Origin of the sequence: Pectobacterium aquaticum (assembly GCF_003382565.3) — a bacterium.
Lineage (GTDB): Bacteria > Pseudomonadota > Gammaproteobacteria > Enterobacterales > Enterobacteriaceae > Pectobacterium > Pectobacterium aquaticum.
On record NZ_CP086253.1, the window covers coordinates 2,972,422 to 2,989,856 of the forward strand.

Annotated in this window: 12 protein-coding genes; 6 read left to right on the forward strand and 6 right to left on the reverse strand. The window is 49.9% G+C overall.

Annotated features, from left to right (window positions below; all coding sequences use genetic code 11):
* Positions 1-143 precede the first annotated feature (143 nt).
* A complete protein-coding gene (gene wecA, locus DMB82_RS13855) occupies positions 144-1,193 on the reverse strand; it encodes a UDP-N-acetylglucosamine--undecaprenyl-phosphate N-acetylglucosaminephosphotransferase (RefSeq protein ID WP_116164291.1) in 1,050 nt (349 codons plus the stop codon).
* 731 nt (positions 1,194-1,924) lie between these two features.
* Between wecA and DMB82_RS13860 the strand changes: the two genes are divergently transcribed.
* The 4 genes from DMB82_RS13860 (at position 1,925) to mntA (ending at position 5,510) form a co-directional block, all read left to right on the forward strand.
* Entirely contained in the window at positions 1,925-3,511 is a 1,587-nt protein-coding gene (locus DMB82_RS13860; protein WP_116164279.1) for a TerC family protein, read from the forward strand.
* 98 nt (positions 3,512-3,609) lie between these two features.
* The gene (locus DMB82_RS13865) at positions 3,610-3,867 is read left to right on the forward strand and encodes a helix-turn-helix domain-containing protein (protein WP_102116803.1); all 258 of its coding nucleotides are present in this window, start codon (positions 3,610-3,612) and stop codon (positions 3,865-3,867) included.
* On the forward strand, positions 3,864-5,078 hold the full coding sequence (locus tag DMB82_RS13870) for a type II toxin-antitoxin system HipA family toxin (RefSeq protein WP_116164277.1): 1,215 nt from the start codon (positions 3,864-3,866) through the stop codon (positions 5,076-5,078). Before DMB82_RS13865 ends, DMB82_RS13870 begins: the two co-directional genes overlap by 4 nt.
* Before the next feature lie 15 nt (positions 5,079-5,093).
* The gene (gene mntA, locus DMB82_RS13875; RefSeq protein ID WP_225586570.1) at positions 5,094-5,510 is read left to right on the forward strand and encodes a type VII toxin-antitoxin system MntA family adenylyltransferase antitoxin; all 417 of its coding nucleotides are present in this window, start codon (positions 5,094-5,096) and stop codon (positions 5,508-5,510) included.
* Between the two features lie 77 nt (positions 5,511-5,587).
* On the opposite strand, the gene dcuC is transcribed toward mntA, so the two are convergent.
* The 5 genes from dcuC to apbC form a co-directional block, all read right to left on the reverse strand.
* Complete coding sequence (gene dcuC, locus DMB82_RS13880; RefSeq protein WP_116164275.1) at positions 5,588-6,940, reverse strand: anaerobic C4-dicarboxylate transporter DcuC; 1,353 nt, start codon at positions 6,938-6,940, stop codon at positions 5,588-5,590.
* A gap of 384 nt (positions 6,941-7,324) precedes the next feature.
* Complete coding sequence (gene asmA / locus DMB82_RS13885; RefSeq protein ID WP_116164273.1) at positions 7,325-9,160, reverse strand: outer membrane assembly protein AsmA; 1,836 nt, start codon at positions 9,158-9,160, stop codon at positions 7,325-7,327.
* Positions 9,161-9,223: 63 nt separating this feature from the next.
* Entirely contained in the window at positions 9,224-9,805 is a 582-nt protein-coding gene (gene dcd / locus DMB82_RS13890; RefSeq protein ID WP_102116608.1) for a dCTP deaminase, read from the reverse strand.
* Positions 9,806-9,911: 106 nt separating this feature from the next.
* A complete protein-coding gene (gene udk, locus DMB82_RS13895; RefSeq protein WP_010281304.1) occupies positions 9,912-10,553 on the reverse strand; it encodes a uridine kinase in 642 nt (213 codons plus the stop codon).
* A gap of 191 nt (positions 10,554-10,744) precedes the next feature.
* Positions 10,745-11,854 (reverse strand): iron-sulfur cluster carrier protein ApbC, encoded by a 1,110-nt coding sequence (gene apbC / locus DMB82_RS13900; protein WP_116164271.1) that lies wholly within the window; start codon positions 11,852-11,854, stop codon positions 10,745-10,747.
* A 223-nt stretch (positions 11,855-12,077) separates the two neighbouring features.
* Between apbC and metG the strand changes: the two genes are divergently transcribed.
* Together metG and fdnG are read left to right on the forward strand one after the other, a co-directional pair.
* Positions 12,078-14,108, forward strand: a complete 2,031-nt coding sequence (gene metG, locus DMB82_RS13905) for a methionine--tRNA ligase (protein ID WP_116164289.1) — start codon at positions 12,078-12,080, stop codon at positions 14,106-14,108.
* 279 nt (positions 14,109-14,387) lie between these two features.
* A complete protein-coding gene (gene fdnG / locus DMB82_RS13910; protein WP_102116609.1) occupies positions 14,388-17,435 on the forward strand; it encodes a formate dehydrogenase-N subunit alpha in 3,048 nt (1,015 codons plus the stop codon).

A 17,435-nucleotide genomic window follows, 5' to 3' on the forward strand; every position in this document is an offset into this window, starting at 1 on the left:
TCTATGCCATCGCTCTTAATAGAAAATTGTGCAGATCCCTACAAAATAGTCAGTAATTATAGAGAAAAACTATTCAGATGAACTCAAGATCTAACGTATAAAATAAGGGTAAATCTCTCTTTAGCAACTTTTCGATCCTGCTATTACCTATCTACAGTGAGAGGGCGACGAAACCATGCTAGTACTCGAGCCATCGAGGTTATTAACGTCACATAGCCAGAGAAAATCAGCAAAAAGACGCTTAACATAATAGACTCACTTATGTTGTTACGCTCGCAAATGATGCCAGCTGTTGCAAATAAAGTAGCGATAGCCACAATCACTGCCAACGTCTGGTTCTGCGTAAATCCCGAACGAAGCAATACGTGATGCAAATGTTCTCGATCGGCTTTGAAAGGATTTCCGCCTCTTGCAAGACGCCTCATCATTACGGCAACCATATCCATGAGGGGAACAGCAATCAGCCATAGTGCAGTAACGGGTTGGATTACGCGCCCTTCCCCTTGAGTCGCCAAGAGCAGTAGCCATATAACAGAGAATCCGATCAGCGTGCTCCCCGCATCGCCCATAAAGACTTTGAATTTTTTCCCGAAAAACATACCCGAGTTTAAGAAGGTATACGGTAATGTTGCCGCCAGAAAACACAGACTCCAGCGAGCAAGTTCGTTACTCCCTCCGAGATAAAAAACGATAACCAAAGCGCTAAGCGTAACAAATGAAAGTCCACTAAGTAAGCCGTCCATCCCATCAACCATATTGAAAGCATTGATAGAACCCCAGACCGCAAAAAGTGTGACCACATAACTGAACGAACCCAAAAAAATTTCATCACTAGAGAAAATATTTCCTAAAGAGGAAATAGACAACCCCGTGAACATCATCACGATAGCAACACACGCTTGTAATACGATTCGCGGTAAAACAGGCAGGTGAAAACGGTCATCAATAATGCCCACAACTAGCAGAACCGTTGAGCACACCATATATAGGAAAAAGTGCGGCAGCAAACCAGCTTGATGTAGATAAAGTACCCACAGTGCTAAATAAATTGACACGCCACCAACCAATGGAATATGGCCTTGATGTTTTTTACGGACGTCAGGTTTGTCCACCAATCCGATTTTAAACGCCGCCTTTCTAGCCAAAAAAAGCGAGGCAAAAGCACTAATAAATATTAGAGTGGACTCTTGCATATCTGTACCATCGTAGCCCATATTGAGTTTTTGCTTTAGACACGCTACCGCCCTTGGCTTGTAGCTACCAATGCACTATCAAACTATGGAACCAACCTTTAATTTCTCTTAAAAACAAAAATTTAGGGTAAAGACACGGTTATTTTTTCGTATACACCTTGACCTTAGGGAACTGCAGCAACTATCTTCACTTATTTAAAAATCACCTGTCTTTAAGCCAATGCTTGCCCTTCGGCTAACCTTGCCTTTCAGCTAACATAGTATTGACCACTCAAGTAGGAGCACAAGAACAAGATGTTTAGGGCGGGGTTTTTAGGAATAAGACTATGAACATCCATTGTGGCAAAACCTCCATAAGTATAAAAAACCGACTAAAAGAATAAAGTCAGCCTGCTTCAGTCATAAACACGGCTGCGCAGGATGTAAAATCACATGATTATGTGGAGATTAACAGCGGCGCGTTATTCTATGCTTGGATACATAGCATGATCAAATGTTACGTCTTGTATCTCCGTTATACAGCATAAAATTTTGCTTAAGGGCAACAATGGGATTTTTTAACATGAGTTGACCTTAATCTGACATGCTGCGTATAAAAAACACACAAAAACACGTCATCATTCCTACCCACAATCCCGCATAGTAAAGAATATCCCTGCAAATTCTGGTTCATCGGTGCCTGCCCTGATAGGCTATCGGGGTTATGTCCATTTAAAGGTGAAAAAAGAGATATGGAGTGGATCGCTGATCCAACGATATGGGCCGGATTGGCCACGCTGGTTGTCCTAGAACTGGTTCTGGGCATTGATAATCTTATCTTCATTGCCATTCTGGCTGAGAAACTACCAAAAGAACAACGCGATAAAGCCAGAGTCGTCGGTCTGTTACTTGCCCTGATTATGCGCCTGGGCCTTCTGGCGTCCATTTCGTGGCTGGTGTCTTTGACTACCCCCCTCTTCACGTTCCTTGGGCACACATTCAGCGCTCGCGATTTCATCATGCTAATTGGCGGGCTATTCCTACTCTTTAAAGCCACTATGGAGCTAAACGAGCGCCTCGAAGGGAAGGATGAGGAGCAGCACGCTCAACGTAAAGGCGCGCGTTTCTGGCCGGTAGTGGCACAGATCGTGGTACTGGATGCCATATTCTCGCTGGATTCGGTGATTACCGCCGTCGGCATGACCGATCATCTGCTGGTCATGATGTCCGCCGTGACCATTGCTATTTTCCTGATGTTGCTGGCCAGCAAGCCGCTGACCCGTTTTGTCGCTGAACACCCGACCATCGTTATCCTGTGTCTCAGCTTCCTGCTGATGATTGGTTTCAGTCTGGTCGCAGACGCCTTTGGTTATCACATCCCTAAAGGCTACCTCTACGCCGCGATAGGTTTCTCGGTGATGATTGAGATGTTGAATCAGGTTTCCATGTTTAACCGCAGGCGCTTTCTCTCCTCCTCGGTTCCACTGCGCCAACGTACTGCGGAAGTGGTTTTGCGTATCTTACGCGGTAATCATGAAGACGCTGAGCTGGACAATCAAACCTCATCGATGATTGCAGATAACACCCGGGCAGGTCAGGAAGTCTTCAATATTCAGGAACGCCGTATGATAAAGCGGGTATTGGGGCTGGCGCAGCGAACCATCAGCAGCATTATGACGTCGCGGCATGACATCGACTCGGTTGAGCTGGATATTACACAGGATGCGCTCGCTAAACTGTTAACGACCAACCAGCATTCCCGACTGGTGGTGACCGACAGCAATACCTCCGACGAACCGTTGGGTATCGTACATGTTGCCGATTTACTCCAGCAGCAGCTAAACCGAGAGCCGTTCAATCCACGTATTCTGATTCGTCAGCCGCTGGTCTTTCCTGAACAGCTTTCACTTTTACAGGCTTTGGAACAGTTTAGAGAAGCGCGAACACACTTTGCGTTTGTCGTTGATGAATTTGGTTCGATGGAAGGGATAGTGACATTAAGCGACGTAATGGAAACCATTGCTGGCAATCTGCCGCGCGAAGGGGAAGATCGCGATGCGCGCCACAGCATTCAGCAGAATGACGACGGCAGTTGGATCGTAAATGGCTATATTCCACTGGAAGACTTAACGATGTATGTTCCGCTGACGCTGGATGAAAAGCGCGAATACTACACATTGGCAGGGCTGTTAATGGAGCACGCGCAGCGGGTTCCACAGGTGGGCGATACACTATCAATCGATGGCTATCAGTTCACTATTCTGGCAGTGGAAAGTCATCGTATCGTGGAGGTCTGTATCACACCGAACGACGAACCACAGACTGATTTTGAAGTGTGATGCTAAGCATAGCCTTATCTTCAATTGTTGCCTATATAGGCAGCTTTAATTTCATACCCTATAATGTTTCCTATATAGGCAACATTATAGGTAAAACAATGAGCAATAGACTCGCGATAGGTAAAAAAATAGCCGATACGCGGAAAGAGATGGGAAAAACTCAGCAACAGATGGCCGATGCAACGGGTATTTTCAAAACCACGCTATCGAAGATAGAAAATGGCCGTTTCACCGGTTCCCTCGACATACTAGAGCGCTACCTTGATTCTGTCGGGCTTCAACTTACCGTAGCACCAAAACAACATACCTTACCCAGATGGGACGAAATTGACGATTTATTCTCTGAGGACAAATGATGGTTCTATCATCTCTGCCAGGAAAAGTTGATCGTCTGACCGTTTTTTCCAGTGAAGACGAAACTGGGATATTAACCCATGGTTCTGTTCATTATTATCAACCCACACAGGATAGACTCAATGTATCACTAACCATGACAGGAAATGGCATGGATGGTTACTCATCTGGCGCATTGCATCCCATATTTTCTCAAAATTTACCTGAAGGCTTTAATCGCCGCTACATTTCTGAAAAACTGGCACGCTATGCCAACGTTAACGATATGTACCTTCTTGCTTTACAAGGCGATCGTGGGATTGGAATGCTAAACTACGCGGGTGAATTTACGCTCCCAGACGCTGAGCCAATCAGCCTGTCAGATATATTGACCTATCAGGGAACCGAACCCTTGTTTCCTCAATTGTTGGAAAAATATTATCTGCGCAACTCTCTGGCTGGTGTGCAACCCAAAGTCAGCATTTCAAAGACAGACCGAACCCTTGAACAGAAAGATTTGATCGTTAAGTCGTTCGATGATGAATTTCCACTTTTGACCGTTAACGAGTTCGTCTGCATGGAGGCAGCAAAGTATTGCAGATTGAATGCTCCCCAAGTTTATTTATCAGAAAATCTTGAAACCTTTGTTATCGAGCGTTTTGACAGACCGAATGGCAACGCTCTCGGCTATGAAGATTTTACGACGTTATTGAAAAAACCAAACACTCCTGATGCCAAATATACCGGTAGTTATGAAACGTTACTAAAAGCCACGTTGCTCTATACTGGCAGTCTTTCTGAAGTGGAAAAAATGTATCAATACATCGTATTTAACTGCTTGATTGGGAACGGGGATGCTCATTTAAAAAACTTTGCGCTGCAATATACCCAGGACATGAAAAATATTTTTGTATCACCCATTTATGACGTCACGCATACCCTCATCTATGATTCAATAGACAACAAAATGGCTTTAAAATTAGCCAACAGCAAAGTTTTCCCAGACAAAAACCATCTATTGGCATTAGCTGAATCTCAACACTTTAAGATTCGTGGCGCAAAGGAAATGATTGAATCAACGGCTGACGGAATTCTGGAATATATTGAGCAGTCATCTGAAATTTCACTATTTGATGGTTTGAAAACGTCTATCGCACAATCTGTCTCGACTGTCATGACTACGCAATATGCTAACAAACCCTACCGCCATGACAGAAAATTGAAATTTGAGTAGCTCTACGACACAATCATGGCATCTTATCAAGAGGTAAACATCGCCAATATGAATGATGAGATCGTTTTGACACTGAAAAAACAGATGCCTGACATCAAGATGATTTACCTCTTTGGTTCCCAGGCAACAGGCAATGCCAGAGCAGACAGCGACGTTGATATCGCAATCATGGCTACGAGAGCCTTGGATCCCGTTGAACGCTGGGAGCTCTCCCACCAGTTAGCAAAAGCAGTAGGTCATGATGTCGATCTTATCGATTTATTGCAGGCCTCGACGGTATTAAAAATGGAGATCGTTCGTAACGGCAAGCTACTTTACGATGCGGAAGCAACGGCGGGAGAATTTGAAATGACAACACTTTCAATGTACCAGCATCTGCAAAGAGAGCGTGCGGATATCATTCATAGCTTTAATCAGGATCTAAAAGCATGACAGATATCTTACTCAACAAAAGCAGCACCTTTAGAGCACGTAGCTTAAAGGTGCTGCTGTTTACCTCATTTCGATTATCAGGCTGGCACCATAATTTCGGTAGCAATCACCACCACAATCAGCCCAACTAAAACCGGAACCGATGTGCGCTTCACCACCTCGAACGGCGATATTTTCGCCATCCCGGCAACGGCAACGACTACGCCGGATACCGGAGAAATGGTACGGCCCAAGTTGGAAGCCTGAAGCATCGGAATCGCTAGATAGGCAGGGTTGATGCCCATTTGTGACGCCAGCTTTGGAATCAGCTCAACAAACGCATAGAACGGCGCATTGCCCGAGCCCGTTGTCATCGCAGCCAACATCGTGATCGCAACCAGCACCAGCATAATCACCAACCCACCGCTGCCAAATGACTGTGCCAGGCCAATCAGGCCGCTGATAAAACCAATTGTGCCAAGCCCCTGGGCAAAGACACCAGCGGCAACTAACAGGATAACGACGCTAGAGAAGGCATCGGCCATCCCACGGTAAGCCACATCCAACCCGTCAAACACTTTTTGCGCATTGAACGAACGGACAAATTCCAGCACCGCGGCCAGCACCATACAGATGACCAGTACAGTGATAATGTGGAGTTCCGGCCCCCATTTGCCATCAAACACCAGTACACCCATGATCGGCGTAAACGGCAGAATGGCGTAAAAACGCGGGGCATCCGTCGTGATCTCGCTGACGTCCAGAATCTCATGGCTGACATTCGCTTTGTTATCCAGATAGCGCTGCCAGAAGAAATGCGCGACGGCCATGCACACGATCGCCATGATGGAAATAGGCAGCGTGGCTTTAAAGGCAAAATCCACTAACTTCATCTGCGATGCCTGTGCAGCAAGCACTACGTCGCCCGACGTCGGTGACAGGATCAACGCCACAGGGGAAGCGCAGATTGCGGCAGCGGCACCGCGACTGATACCGACGTTCACCATGATGGGGAACAGGGTTGCCATCAACAGCACACCGAGTCCCGTGGCCGATGACACCGCCAGCGACATTAGACAGGCGACAAAATAGGCCGCGATCATCAGTAAGTAAGGTGAGTTAATCATTTTCAGCGGGCGAGAAACCAGCTTCACGACAACATCATTGGCACCGATGTGCGTCATATAAGCCGCAAATCCACACAGCACCATAATCATCATGCCGAGATCACCACCGCGGCTCATCAGCAAAATTTTTACGTATTCAACAATATCCGTTGCGTTCCAGCCCGTCGCCTTCGCACTGGCTGGTAATACGTTTTTCCCCAGCATGGCACTGATTGCCAAAAGTAAGAGGCCGCCCACCAGCAACACGCCAGTCGCGGAGTACCCTTTTATAATGTAACGACCAACCAGAATCGTTACAGCAACACCAATCAAAAGTTCGAGCATAGTGGGTTTCGATACCTGAGTAATAAATTATCTGACAGACATTCCTCGGCAGCGGAATAGCGCCGCACCGAAAACAGGGAGCGAAGTTTACTGCTTTAGAAAATAAAAAAAGAGAAAAATATTAACATTCGGCGTTAAAAAAGAGACACGGAGCACATAGTCAGTCTGGAGGATGATAAACAGAAGGAAAACGTTGGCGAGAAGCTGCCGATTTACTGACAGGAATCAGCAAACCGGCTATCCCCGTCATACTTCAAGTTGCATGTGCGTTGGCTGCATTCAGTCACCCGAATCACTTACTTGAGTAAGCTCATCGGGATGCCTTCTCTTGCCGCCTTCCTGAAACTCGAATTATTTAGGGTATAAAACGGAGTATTTAGAAAATTAAAGACGATCGAGGAGTTGCTTCAGGTCTTTACCCTTTTGGCTTTGCTGGTTTTGGCTGGCCCAATCATTCAGGCGTTTTTTCAATTCGTCCTGCAAGCGCTTACGCAGCAGTTGATCCACCTGCAATTGGTAATTCAATTTATCCCACTCGCCATAGATGCGTAACGGGATCGCCGTGTTTTTCAACACGCTGACCAGTTGCTCATCCCCCTGCCACCCTTGCGTGATAGAGACATTCAAATTCACGCCACACGTCTGGGCTGGCAAATCGAATTGGCCAACACCGGTTAGCGACAGCAGCTCTGAGCGGCCCGAGAGATCGGTAAGACGTAGCTTACCCGCATTCAGTTGTACTTTCCCGGTCAGCTGTTGTAGCTCGGTGTAACGCTCGTAACGCTCTTGACCTCGCACGTTTCCGTTGCTACGCGCCACGGCCATCTGCACCATTTGCTGGATATTCAAACCCTGTAGACGAACATTATTACCTTGCAGCGTCGCTGTCCCCTGCCACTGCTGGAACAACGCAGGTAGTGCAAAGCTATTGCCGCTGAACTGCCCCACCATCGACAATTTCCCACTGACCGTCTCAGCGGGCAGCGCAAATGCGGACATCAACTGGGATAACTCAACATCCTTGAGGTCTGGCCGTAGCGTGATGTTGGTCGATAACTTCGTCACCACTTTACCGGGTAATGAGAAGTGTCCACCGCCCAGTTCACCGCTCAAGGTCGTCACATCCAGCAGCCCCGGATGATTGTCTGCCCGTAGTGTAAATTGGCGAATATTAAGCCCACGATAGATCAGCGCCGCGGCCTGTAATGACAGACGCGCAGTGAATGTCTGTAAGCCGTCTTCTGGCTTGGCTAACCCGCTTTCATTTGAAATCACAGGGGCTGATGATTTAGCCAACACGGCAGCGGCATTGTTCTCTTTTACCGACGCGATCCCCAGCAGGGAATCCAAATCCAGCTTCTCAGACAACAGCTCCAATTCGTAATGGGGGATATCCCCCAGCGTCACGCTACCGGTGCCAGACAGTTGGCTATTATTGGTATTGAGTGAAAGCTGGCTAAACGTGATTTTTTCAGGCTGCTGTTGATAACTTGCCTGAACGCTACCCGTTCCACTGATACCGCTTGCCGGAATGCCTGCGCCCTGAAGCTGGTAATCTAGCTTGGTGATATTGGCATTGACCTGCTGGGGGAAATGCAGTAAATCGACATCTGCGGCAAGAGAGAAGGCAATATCGCGCTGATCGCGATTGATACGGCTTGATAATTCGATGCTGACCTGGCGGTCGCTGTTCTGCTCCATCGCAAGATTAATATCGCGAACATTAATCTGTTCGTTGTTGCTGCGTTGCAGAACCAATAGGCTATCGGCGACTTTGATCTTATCAATATCCAGCCGCCAGTGCCGTTCCTCAGATGGGGTCTGCGATCCTGCTGGGGCAATGGGCGCAGTGGTAGACTGTTTGGCTTCACTTTCCGGCGTCAGGCGAATAATGGCACCTTTCAGCATCACCTGTTTGACCGCGAGCTTGTGCGACAGCAGCGGCCACAGTTGCACATCAAGACGCATGTTCTCGGCGCTGACAATCGGCGCACGGGATCCCGGCGCGCTCAACGACATCCCGCCTGATAATATGCTCAGTTGCGGCCACACATGCCAACGCAGATCGCCATCCAGTTGAAGGCGATAGCCGCTACGTTCCTCAACTTGCTTCACCATGTAGGCGCGGAAGTCATTGGGATTAACCAGTACGACCAAGGCCGTCATTCCTGCCACCAGCACCACAAGCAGAATTGCCAGCGTCGTCAGAAATCTTCTCATGCCATCCTCATTGTGAAACGCACGGCTACCTGCTTTTTACCTTACAGGCCGACCGCCAGACGCTTAGTCTTTATCGATCCGGCTCGCTACCGCACCCTGTTGATCTTTATACTTGGCATCCTGACGGCGGTTGTAAGGACGAGCCGCCGACCCGGAAAGTGGTTCAAAACTCAGAGCGCCAATCATCATGCCGGGGCGTAGTGCCAACGGCAACTTACCTGAATTATAGAACTCCAGCACAATTCTTCCTTGCCAACCTGGATCAATGCGGTGTGCGGTGACGTGAACCATCAATCCCAGACGGGCTAGCGAAGAGCGACCATCCAGCCAGCCAACCACATTATCCGGCAGCGTAACGGATTCAAACGTCACTGCCAGCGCTAATTCTCCTGGGTGTAGGAAAAATGCCTCACCTTCTGGCAAATTGATTTCATCACTCATCACGCGATCCAGCGCCGCGCTGACTTCATCTTTCGGGCCACTTAAGTCAATGAAGGCCGCAGTGTGTCCGCGGAAGACGCGAAACTGATTTCCCAAACGAACATCAACGGTCGCACCACTGATCCTCTCAGTAGGCGGACGGGGTGTAATCACCAGTCGGCCATCATCCAGCCAGGCTTCAATGTCACGGTCACACAGTCTCATCTTATTCTCCATTCGATGCCGGTATCTATCAGATAAACCTCATCTACCCGTCATGCTGCTCGTTGCCCCGCGTTAGTGATGCTACGCGGGTTATTTAGGGTATCGACTACTCAAAAAACTGGCTTATCTTGGCTTTCAAAATATCAATCGCAATACGGTTTTTCCCGCCGCGCGGCACGATAATGTCGGCATACTGCTTAGAGGGCTCAATAAATTGCAGGAACATCGGGCGCACGGTCTTCTGATACTGTTCCATCACGGAGTCCATTGAACGCCCACGCTCATTCACATCGCGACGCATACGGCGCAGCAGGCAAATATCCAGCGGTGTATCGACAAAAATAGAGAAATTCATCTCACTGCGCAGGCGCGCATCCGTCAGCAGCAGGATACCTTCCAGGATAATGACCTTTTTCAGCTCGATATGCACGGTTTCCTGCTTGCGGGTGTGCTCAACATAGCTGTACTGCGGGACTTCGATCGCCTGACCCGCTTTCAGCATCTGTAAATGCTTGAGTAGCAGACTATGATCCATCGAGCTCGGGTGGTCATAGTTAGTTTTTACCCGCTCTTCCATCGTCAGGTGGCTTTGATCTTTATAATAACTGTCTTCAGATATCACCCCGATATGCTGATCACCAACCTGATCGCGCAATTCTCGATACAAGGTGCTGGAAATAAGACTTTTACCCGAAGCGGATGCTCCTGAGATCCCGATGATGACACACTGGTGAGACTGATCAGTCATGGTATTAACGACCTGATTAACATAAATAAAAGAGAGGGGAATGCGCCAACGAGCGCTTTGACGCGGCAATTATAGGGAGTTACCCCCCTTCACGCCACCCTTTCTGCGTATTGTGCCCGAGGGAAATCGCATGCTGGCGCAGGATCAAGCCGGGGCAGAGCCCCCCGGCTGATTACTCTTTGGTGGAAGCGTTACAGCGCCCGGAAAGAAATCTCGCCTGGAATCGTGTCACCCTGCCAGTAGAGCTGAGCGGCAACCTGCCCCGCCAGTTCGCGGTACAGAGAAGTAAACTCGCTATCCGGCTGGCTGACCACCGTCGGCTCACCGCGGTCAAGGTCTTCACGCAGGGAGATATGCAGAGGAAGCTGACCTAACAGGGAACAGTGATATTTTTCCGCCAGCTTCTGCGCGCCGCCAGTGCCAAAGATCGGCTCCAAATGACCGCAGTTGCTACAGATATGTACGCTCATATTTTCAACGATGCCCAGCACTGGCACGCTGACTTTTTCAAACATCGCAATGCCCTTCATGGCATCCATTAGCGCGATATCCTGTGGCGTCGTCACGACGACCGCACCAGTGACAGGAATACTCTGCGCCAGCGTCAGTTGAATATCACCCGTACCCGGCGGCATATCTAATACCAGATAGTCCAAATCCGGCCAGAGTGTATCCTGCAGCAGTTGCAATAACGCTTTGCTGGCCATCGGCCCACGCCACACCATGGCGTTATCGTCCGTCACCAGATAACCAATCGAGTTGGTTGCCAGGCCGTGCGCGATAATCGGTGCCATATGTTGGCCATCTGGCGAGGTTGGGCGCTCACTGGCCGAGCCCAGCATGGTCGGAATGGAAGGACCGTAGATATCGGCATCCAGAATGCCCACATTGGCACCTTCAGCCGCCAATGCCAGCGCCATGTTGACCGCCGTACTGGATTTGCCGACGCCGCCTTTCCCGGAACTGACGGCAATGATGTTTTTCACGCCCTTCACGCCGGCCTGATCGTTAACCCGGCGCAGCGTCGCGATATCGTGCGTTAAACGCCATTCAACCGCCTTTGCGCCTGATAAACGTAACAACTCATCGCTAACCGTTTCCTTTAATACAGCTAAACCGCTCAGCCAGACAAACGGCATCGTCAGGTCGATATGCAATACGTTGTCGAGCTGCGCACAATGGCGCAGTGCATTCAGTGTCGTCAGGTTATTTTTCAGTGTCGGGTGCTGAAAAGTAGATAAAACCCCGGTGACCATCGCACGTAGTGCTTCAGGGCGTTGTTCGGGGACTGTCGCGTTCATTCCGGCTCCTTGAAATTCTCATATTTGACCGTTGAGACCGTATATAGCATACCAGAGCGAGGGAAGCCTGACGCCCTTCGGCATCAAAAACGTGGAAACGCTACGCAAATAAAAATCTGCCATGGGGTTTCCTGCCGTTTTTACTCACGCCAGCGGTTTACGCAACAAGGCGCAATCGGTTAACATCGATCTCCCTCTATTCACAAAAGAAAGCAAGTTCCTCATGACTCAAGTCGCAAAGAAAATCCTGGTAACGTGCGCGCTGCCTTACGCTAATGGTTCAATCCACCTCGGTCATATGCTTGAACACGTTCAGGCCGATATTTGGGTTCGTTACCAGCGAATGCGCGGCAACCAGGTTCACTTTATCTGTGCGGACGATGCTCACGGCACGCCAATCATGCTGAAAGCACAGCAGATGGGGATTGCGCCAGAACAGATGATTGCGGCAATGAGTCAGGAACATCAGCAGGACTTTGCCGGTTTCAATATCAGCTATGACAACTACCACTCTACGCATAGCGAAGAGAACCGTGAGCTGTCAGGCCTGATTTATGGCCGTCTGAAAGAGAACGGTTTTATTAAAAATCGCACCATTTCTCAGCTGTACGACCCAGAGAAAGGCATGTTCCTGCCGGATCGTTTCGTCAAAGGCACCTGCCCGAAATGTAAGGCTGCCGACCAATACGGCGATAACTGCGAAGTCTGTGGCGCGACCTACAGCCCTACAGAGCTGATCGAACCCAAATCAGTGGTCTCTGGTGCCACGCCAGAAATGCGTGAAACAGAACACTTCTTCTTCGACCTGCCTGCGTTCAGCGAGATGCTGCAAGCCTGGACGCGCTCCGGCGCATTGCAGGAGCAAGTCGCTAACAAGATGCAGGAGTGGTTCGATTCTGGCCTGCAACAGTGGGACATTACCCGCGACGCACCGTACTTCGGCTTTGAAATCCCCGATGCACCGGGCAAATATTTTTACGTCTGGCTGGATGCGCCAATCGGCTACATGGGGTCGTTTAAGAACCTGTGCGACAAGCGTGGCGATCTGAATTTTGATGATTTCTGGAAGAAAGACTCCGATGCAGATTTGTACCATTTCATCGGTAAAGACATCGTTTATTTCCACAGCCTGTTCTGGCCAGCCATGCTGGAAGGCAGCGGTTTCCGTAAACCGACAAACCTGTTCGTGCACGGCTATGTCACGGTCAACGGTGCCAAGATGTCTAAATCACGCGGCACCTTCATTAAAGCGGGCACGTACCTGCAACATCTGGATGCCGATTGCCTGCGTTACTACTATGCGGCCAAACTGTCTTCTCGCATTGATGACATCGACCTCAATCTGGAAGATTTCGTGCAGCGCGTGAATGCTGACATCGTTAACAAAGTCGTGAATCTGGCATCACGTAATGCTGGTTTCATCAACAAACGCTTTGACGGCAAGCTGGCGGACACGTTAGCCGACGCCGAGCTGTACAAAACCTTCACCGATGCCGCCACCAGCATTACCGAAGCCTATAACAACCGTGAATCTGGGCGTGCCATTCGTGAGATCATGGCGTTGGCAGATATCGCCAACCGCTACGTTGACGAACAGGCACCGTGGGTTGTGGCGAAAGCAGAAGGTCGGGATGGAGATCTGCAGGCCATTTGCTCAATGGGCATCAACCTGTTCCGCGTACTGATGACATACCTGAAACCGGTCCTGCCTTCTCTGGCAGAACGAACAGAAGCGTTTTTGAACACGGAACTGAGCTGGGATGCGATTGCCACGCCGCTGCTGAGCCATCAGGTTAGCCCATTCAAAGCGCTGTTCAACCGCATCGATCTGGATAAAGTTAACGCAATGGTTGACGCGTCGAAAGAAGACATGGTCGCCGCACAAAAAGTCGTGTCTGGCCCGCTGGCAGACAACCCGGTGCAGGACACCATTAACTTTGACGATTTTGCCAAAGTCGATATGCGTATCGCACTGATTAAGCAGGCTGAACTGGTTGACGGTTCAGACAAACTCTTACGTCTGACGTTGGATCTGGGCGGCGAAACCCGTCAGGTTTTCTCCGGCATTCGTGACGCTTATCCCGATCCGGCTAAGCTAGAAGGCCGCTTAACCGTGATGGTCGCCAATCTGGCTCCGCGTAAAATGCGCTTCGGCATATCAGAAGGTATGGTGATGGCAGCCGGTCCCGGCGGGAAAGATATCTTCCTGCTGAGCCCAGACAGCGGCGCTCAGCCTGGGATGCAGGTCAAATAACCACCACATCAAGCCGGATTTTTATCCGGCTTTTTTTGCAACAATTCCTCCACAAACTCCCGCTTATTCCCCTTTGACCGGCTCGTCACGCCACATTATTTGTAACCATGAAATAACAAAATCGCTATGCGATACAATATATAGCGAATGAAAAATATACCTCTTTATAGGTGTTATGGGGGTTTAAATACTTAAATTTTGATTTTGCGCAAAGCCCACAATTTATGTGTTGTTAAATTGCTCGCAACAAAAATGACACATAATTACACAGGGAAACTAATGCAACTGAATAGAAGAGGTTTCTTTAAAGTTTGCGCGGGGGGGATGGCTGGAACCACTCTCGCGGTATTGGGCTTTACACCCACGGAAGCAATGGCATCAGTACGTCAATATAAGCTGTTACGTGCGAAAGAGACGCGTAACAACTGCACATACTGCTCGGTCGGTTGCGGTGTGCTCATGTATAGCCTGGGCGATGGCGCCAAAAACGCGAAGCCTTCTGTTTTTCATATCGAAGGTGATGCGGATCACCCAGTCAGCCGTGGCTCCCTTTGCCCGAAAGGTGCGGGTCTGGTCGACTACATCCACAGCGAAAACCGCCTGCTCTACCCAGAATACCGTGCGCCAGGCTCAGACAAATGGCAACGAATCAGCTGGGACGACGCGATCGAACGCATCGCGCGCCTGATGAAAGCTGACCGCGACGCCAACTTCCAACGCACCAACGCCAAAGGCGAAACCGTCAACCGCTGGCTGACTACCGGTATGCTGTGCTCTTCTGCCGCCAGCAACGAAACCGGCATTCTCGACCAGAAATTTGCCCGCTCTCTCGGTATGGTCGCCATCGACTGCCAAGCTCGCCTGTGTCACGGGCCAACCGTCGCCGCGCTGGCACCGACATTCGGCCGTGGCGCAATGACCAACAACTGGGTTGATATCAAAAACGCTAACGTCATCATCGTCATGGGCGGCAACCCAGCAGAAGCCCACCCGGTCGGTTTCAAATGGGCCGTTGAAGCGAAAACACACAACAATGCGAAGCTGATTGTGGTCGATCCGCGTTTTAACCGCTCCGCTGCCGTTGCCGATCTCTACGCACCGATTCGCGCAGGTTCAGATGCCGCCTTCCTGTTGGGTATCGTTAACTACCTTATTACGAACGATAAAATTCATCGTGAATACGTGGTGTCTTACACTAACGCCAGCCTGATCGTGCGTGATGATTTCAGCTTTGACGAAGGCTTGTTCAGCGGCTACGACGAACAAAAACGCCAATATGACAAATCCAGCTGGCAGTATGAGTTGGATGAGTCCGGTTTCGCCAAACGCGACAACACGCTGTCCCACCCACGCTGCGTTTGGAACCTGCTGAAAAAACATGTCTCCCGCTATACGCTGGAGATGGTGACATCGCTGTGCGGCACCTCAGCCAAAGATTATGAAGAGATTTGCCGTACGCTGGCTGAAACCTGTGTACCGAATAAAACTGCAACTTTCATGTATGCACTGGGTTGGACGCACCACACCAACGGCGCGCAAATTATCCGCTCCGCCGGCATGATCCAGCTTCTGCTGGGGAATATTGGTATGGCAGGCGGTGGCATCAACGCCCTGCGCGGTCATTCCAACATTCAGGGGTATACTGATCTGGGTCTGCTGTCGTTAAATCTGCCGGGCTATATGCCACTGCCGTCAGAAAAGCAGCCGGATCTGAAAACCTATCTGGGCCAAATTACGCCAACCGCCGTATTGCCCGATCAAGTTAACTATTGGAAAAATACGCCAAAATTCTTTATCAGCATGATGAAGAGCTTCTACGGCGATCACGCACAGGCCGCGAATAACTGGGGTTATGACTGGTTGCCGAAGTGGGATCGTAGCTACGACGTTATGGTGCAAACCGAGCTGATGGTGGAAGGCAAAATGAACGGCTACATCGTTCAGGGCTTTAACCCTGTCGCGGCGTTCTCTAACAAGAATAAAGCGACCGAAGCGCTCTCCAAACTCAAATACATGGTCATCATCGATCCGCTGGTAACAGAAACCTCTACGTTCTGGCAGAACTATGGTGAATTCAACGACGTGGATACGAAGTCCATTCAGACTGAAGTCTTCCGTCTGCCGTCTTCCTGCTTTGCTGAAGAGAATGGTTCTATCGCCAACTCCGGCCGCTGGCTGCAATGGCACTGGGCGGCGGCCGAGCCACCAGGAGAAGCCCGTCACGACGGTAAAATCCTCGGTAAGTTGCTGATGCGCCTGCGTGAACTGTATAGCGAAGAAGGCGGTACTTATCCTGATCCAGTGATGAATATCAACTGGAACTATAAAGACCCGGAAGATCCGACGCCGGAAGAGATCGCGCGCGAAGCCAACGGGATGGCGCTAGCTGATATCTACGATGACAGCGGCAAACTGATTCTGAAGAAAGGCCAGCAGCTCGCCGATTTCTCACAACTGCGTGATGACGGTACCACGTCCAGTTTCTGCTGGATTTACGCTGGGAGCTGGACAGAAGCCGGTAACCAGATGGATAGACGCGACAACGCCGATGCCGGTCTGGGCTGTACGCCGAACTGGGCATGGTGCTGGCCGCAAAACCGCCGCATTCTCTACAACCGCGCCTCCGCCAACCTGCAAGGAAAGCCGTGGGACAGCAAGCGTAAATTGCTGGAATGGACCGGTCAGAAATGGCAAGGCATTGATGTGCCTGACTTCGCCGCCACCGTCCCACCAGGCAAAGACACCGGACCGTTCATCATGCTGCCGGAAGGTCTGGCGCGTTTGTTCTCCGTAGACAAACTGGTAGACGGGCCGTTCCCTGAACACTACGAACCGATCGAATCGCCTATCGGCACTAACCCACTGCACCCATCGGTGATTTCCAGCCCAGTCGTGCGTTTGTTTGCACGTGATGCGAAAACCATGGGTACCGCGAAAGATTTCCCTTACGTGGCAACGACATACTCGATTACCGAATTGTTCCGTCACTGGACAAAACACGCGCGTCTGAACGCGATTGTGCAACCAGAACAGTTTGTTGAGATCGGTGAAAATCTGGCGAAGAGCAAAGGCATTAAGGCGGGCGATGAAGTCAAAGTCTCCTGCCAGCGTGGCTACATCAAAGCCAAAGCGGTGGTCACCAAGCGTATCAAAACACTGGAAATTGCCGGACGCAGCGTGGAAACCATTGGTATTCCCTGCCACTGGGGCTTTGAGGGAACCACGCGTAAAGGGTTCCTGGCTAATACACTCACCCCGAGCGTCGGTGACGCTAATTCACAAACGCCTGAGTACAAAGCGTTTTTGGTTAATGTAGAGAAGGTGTAA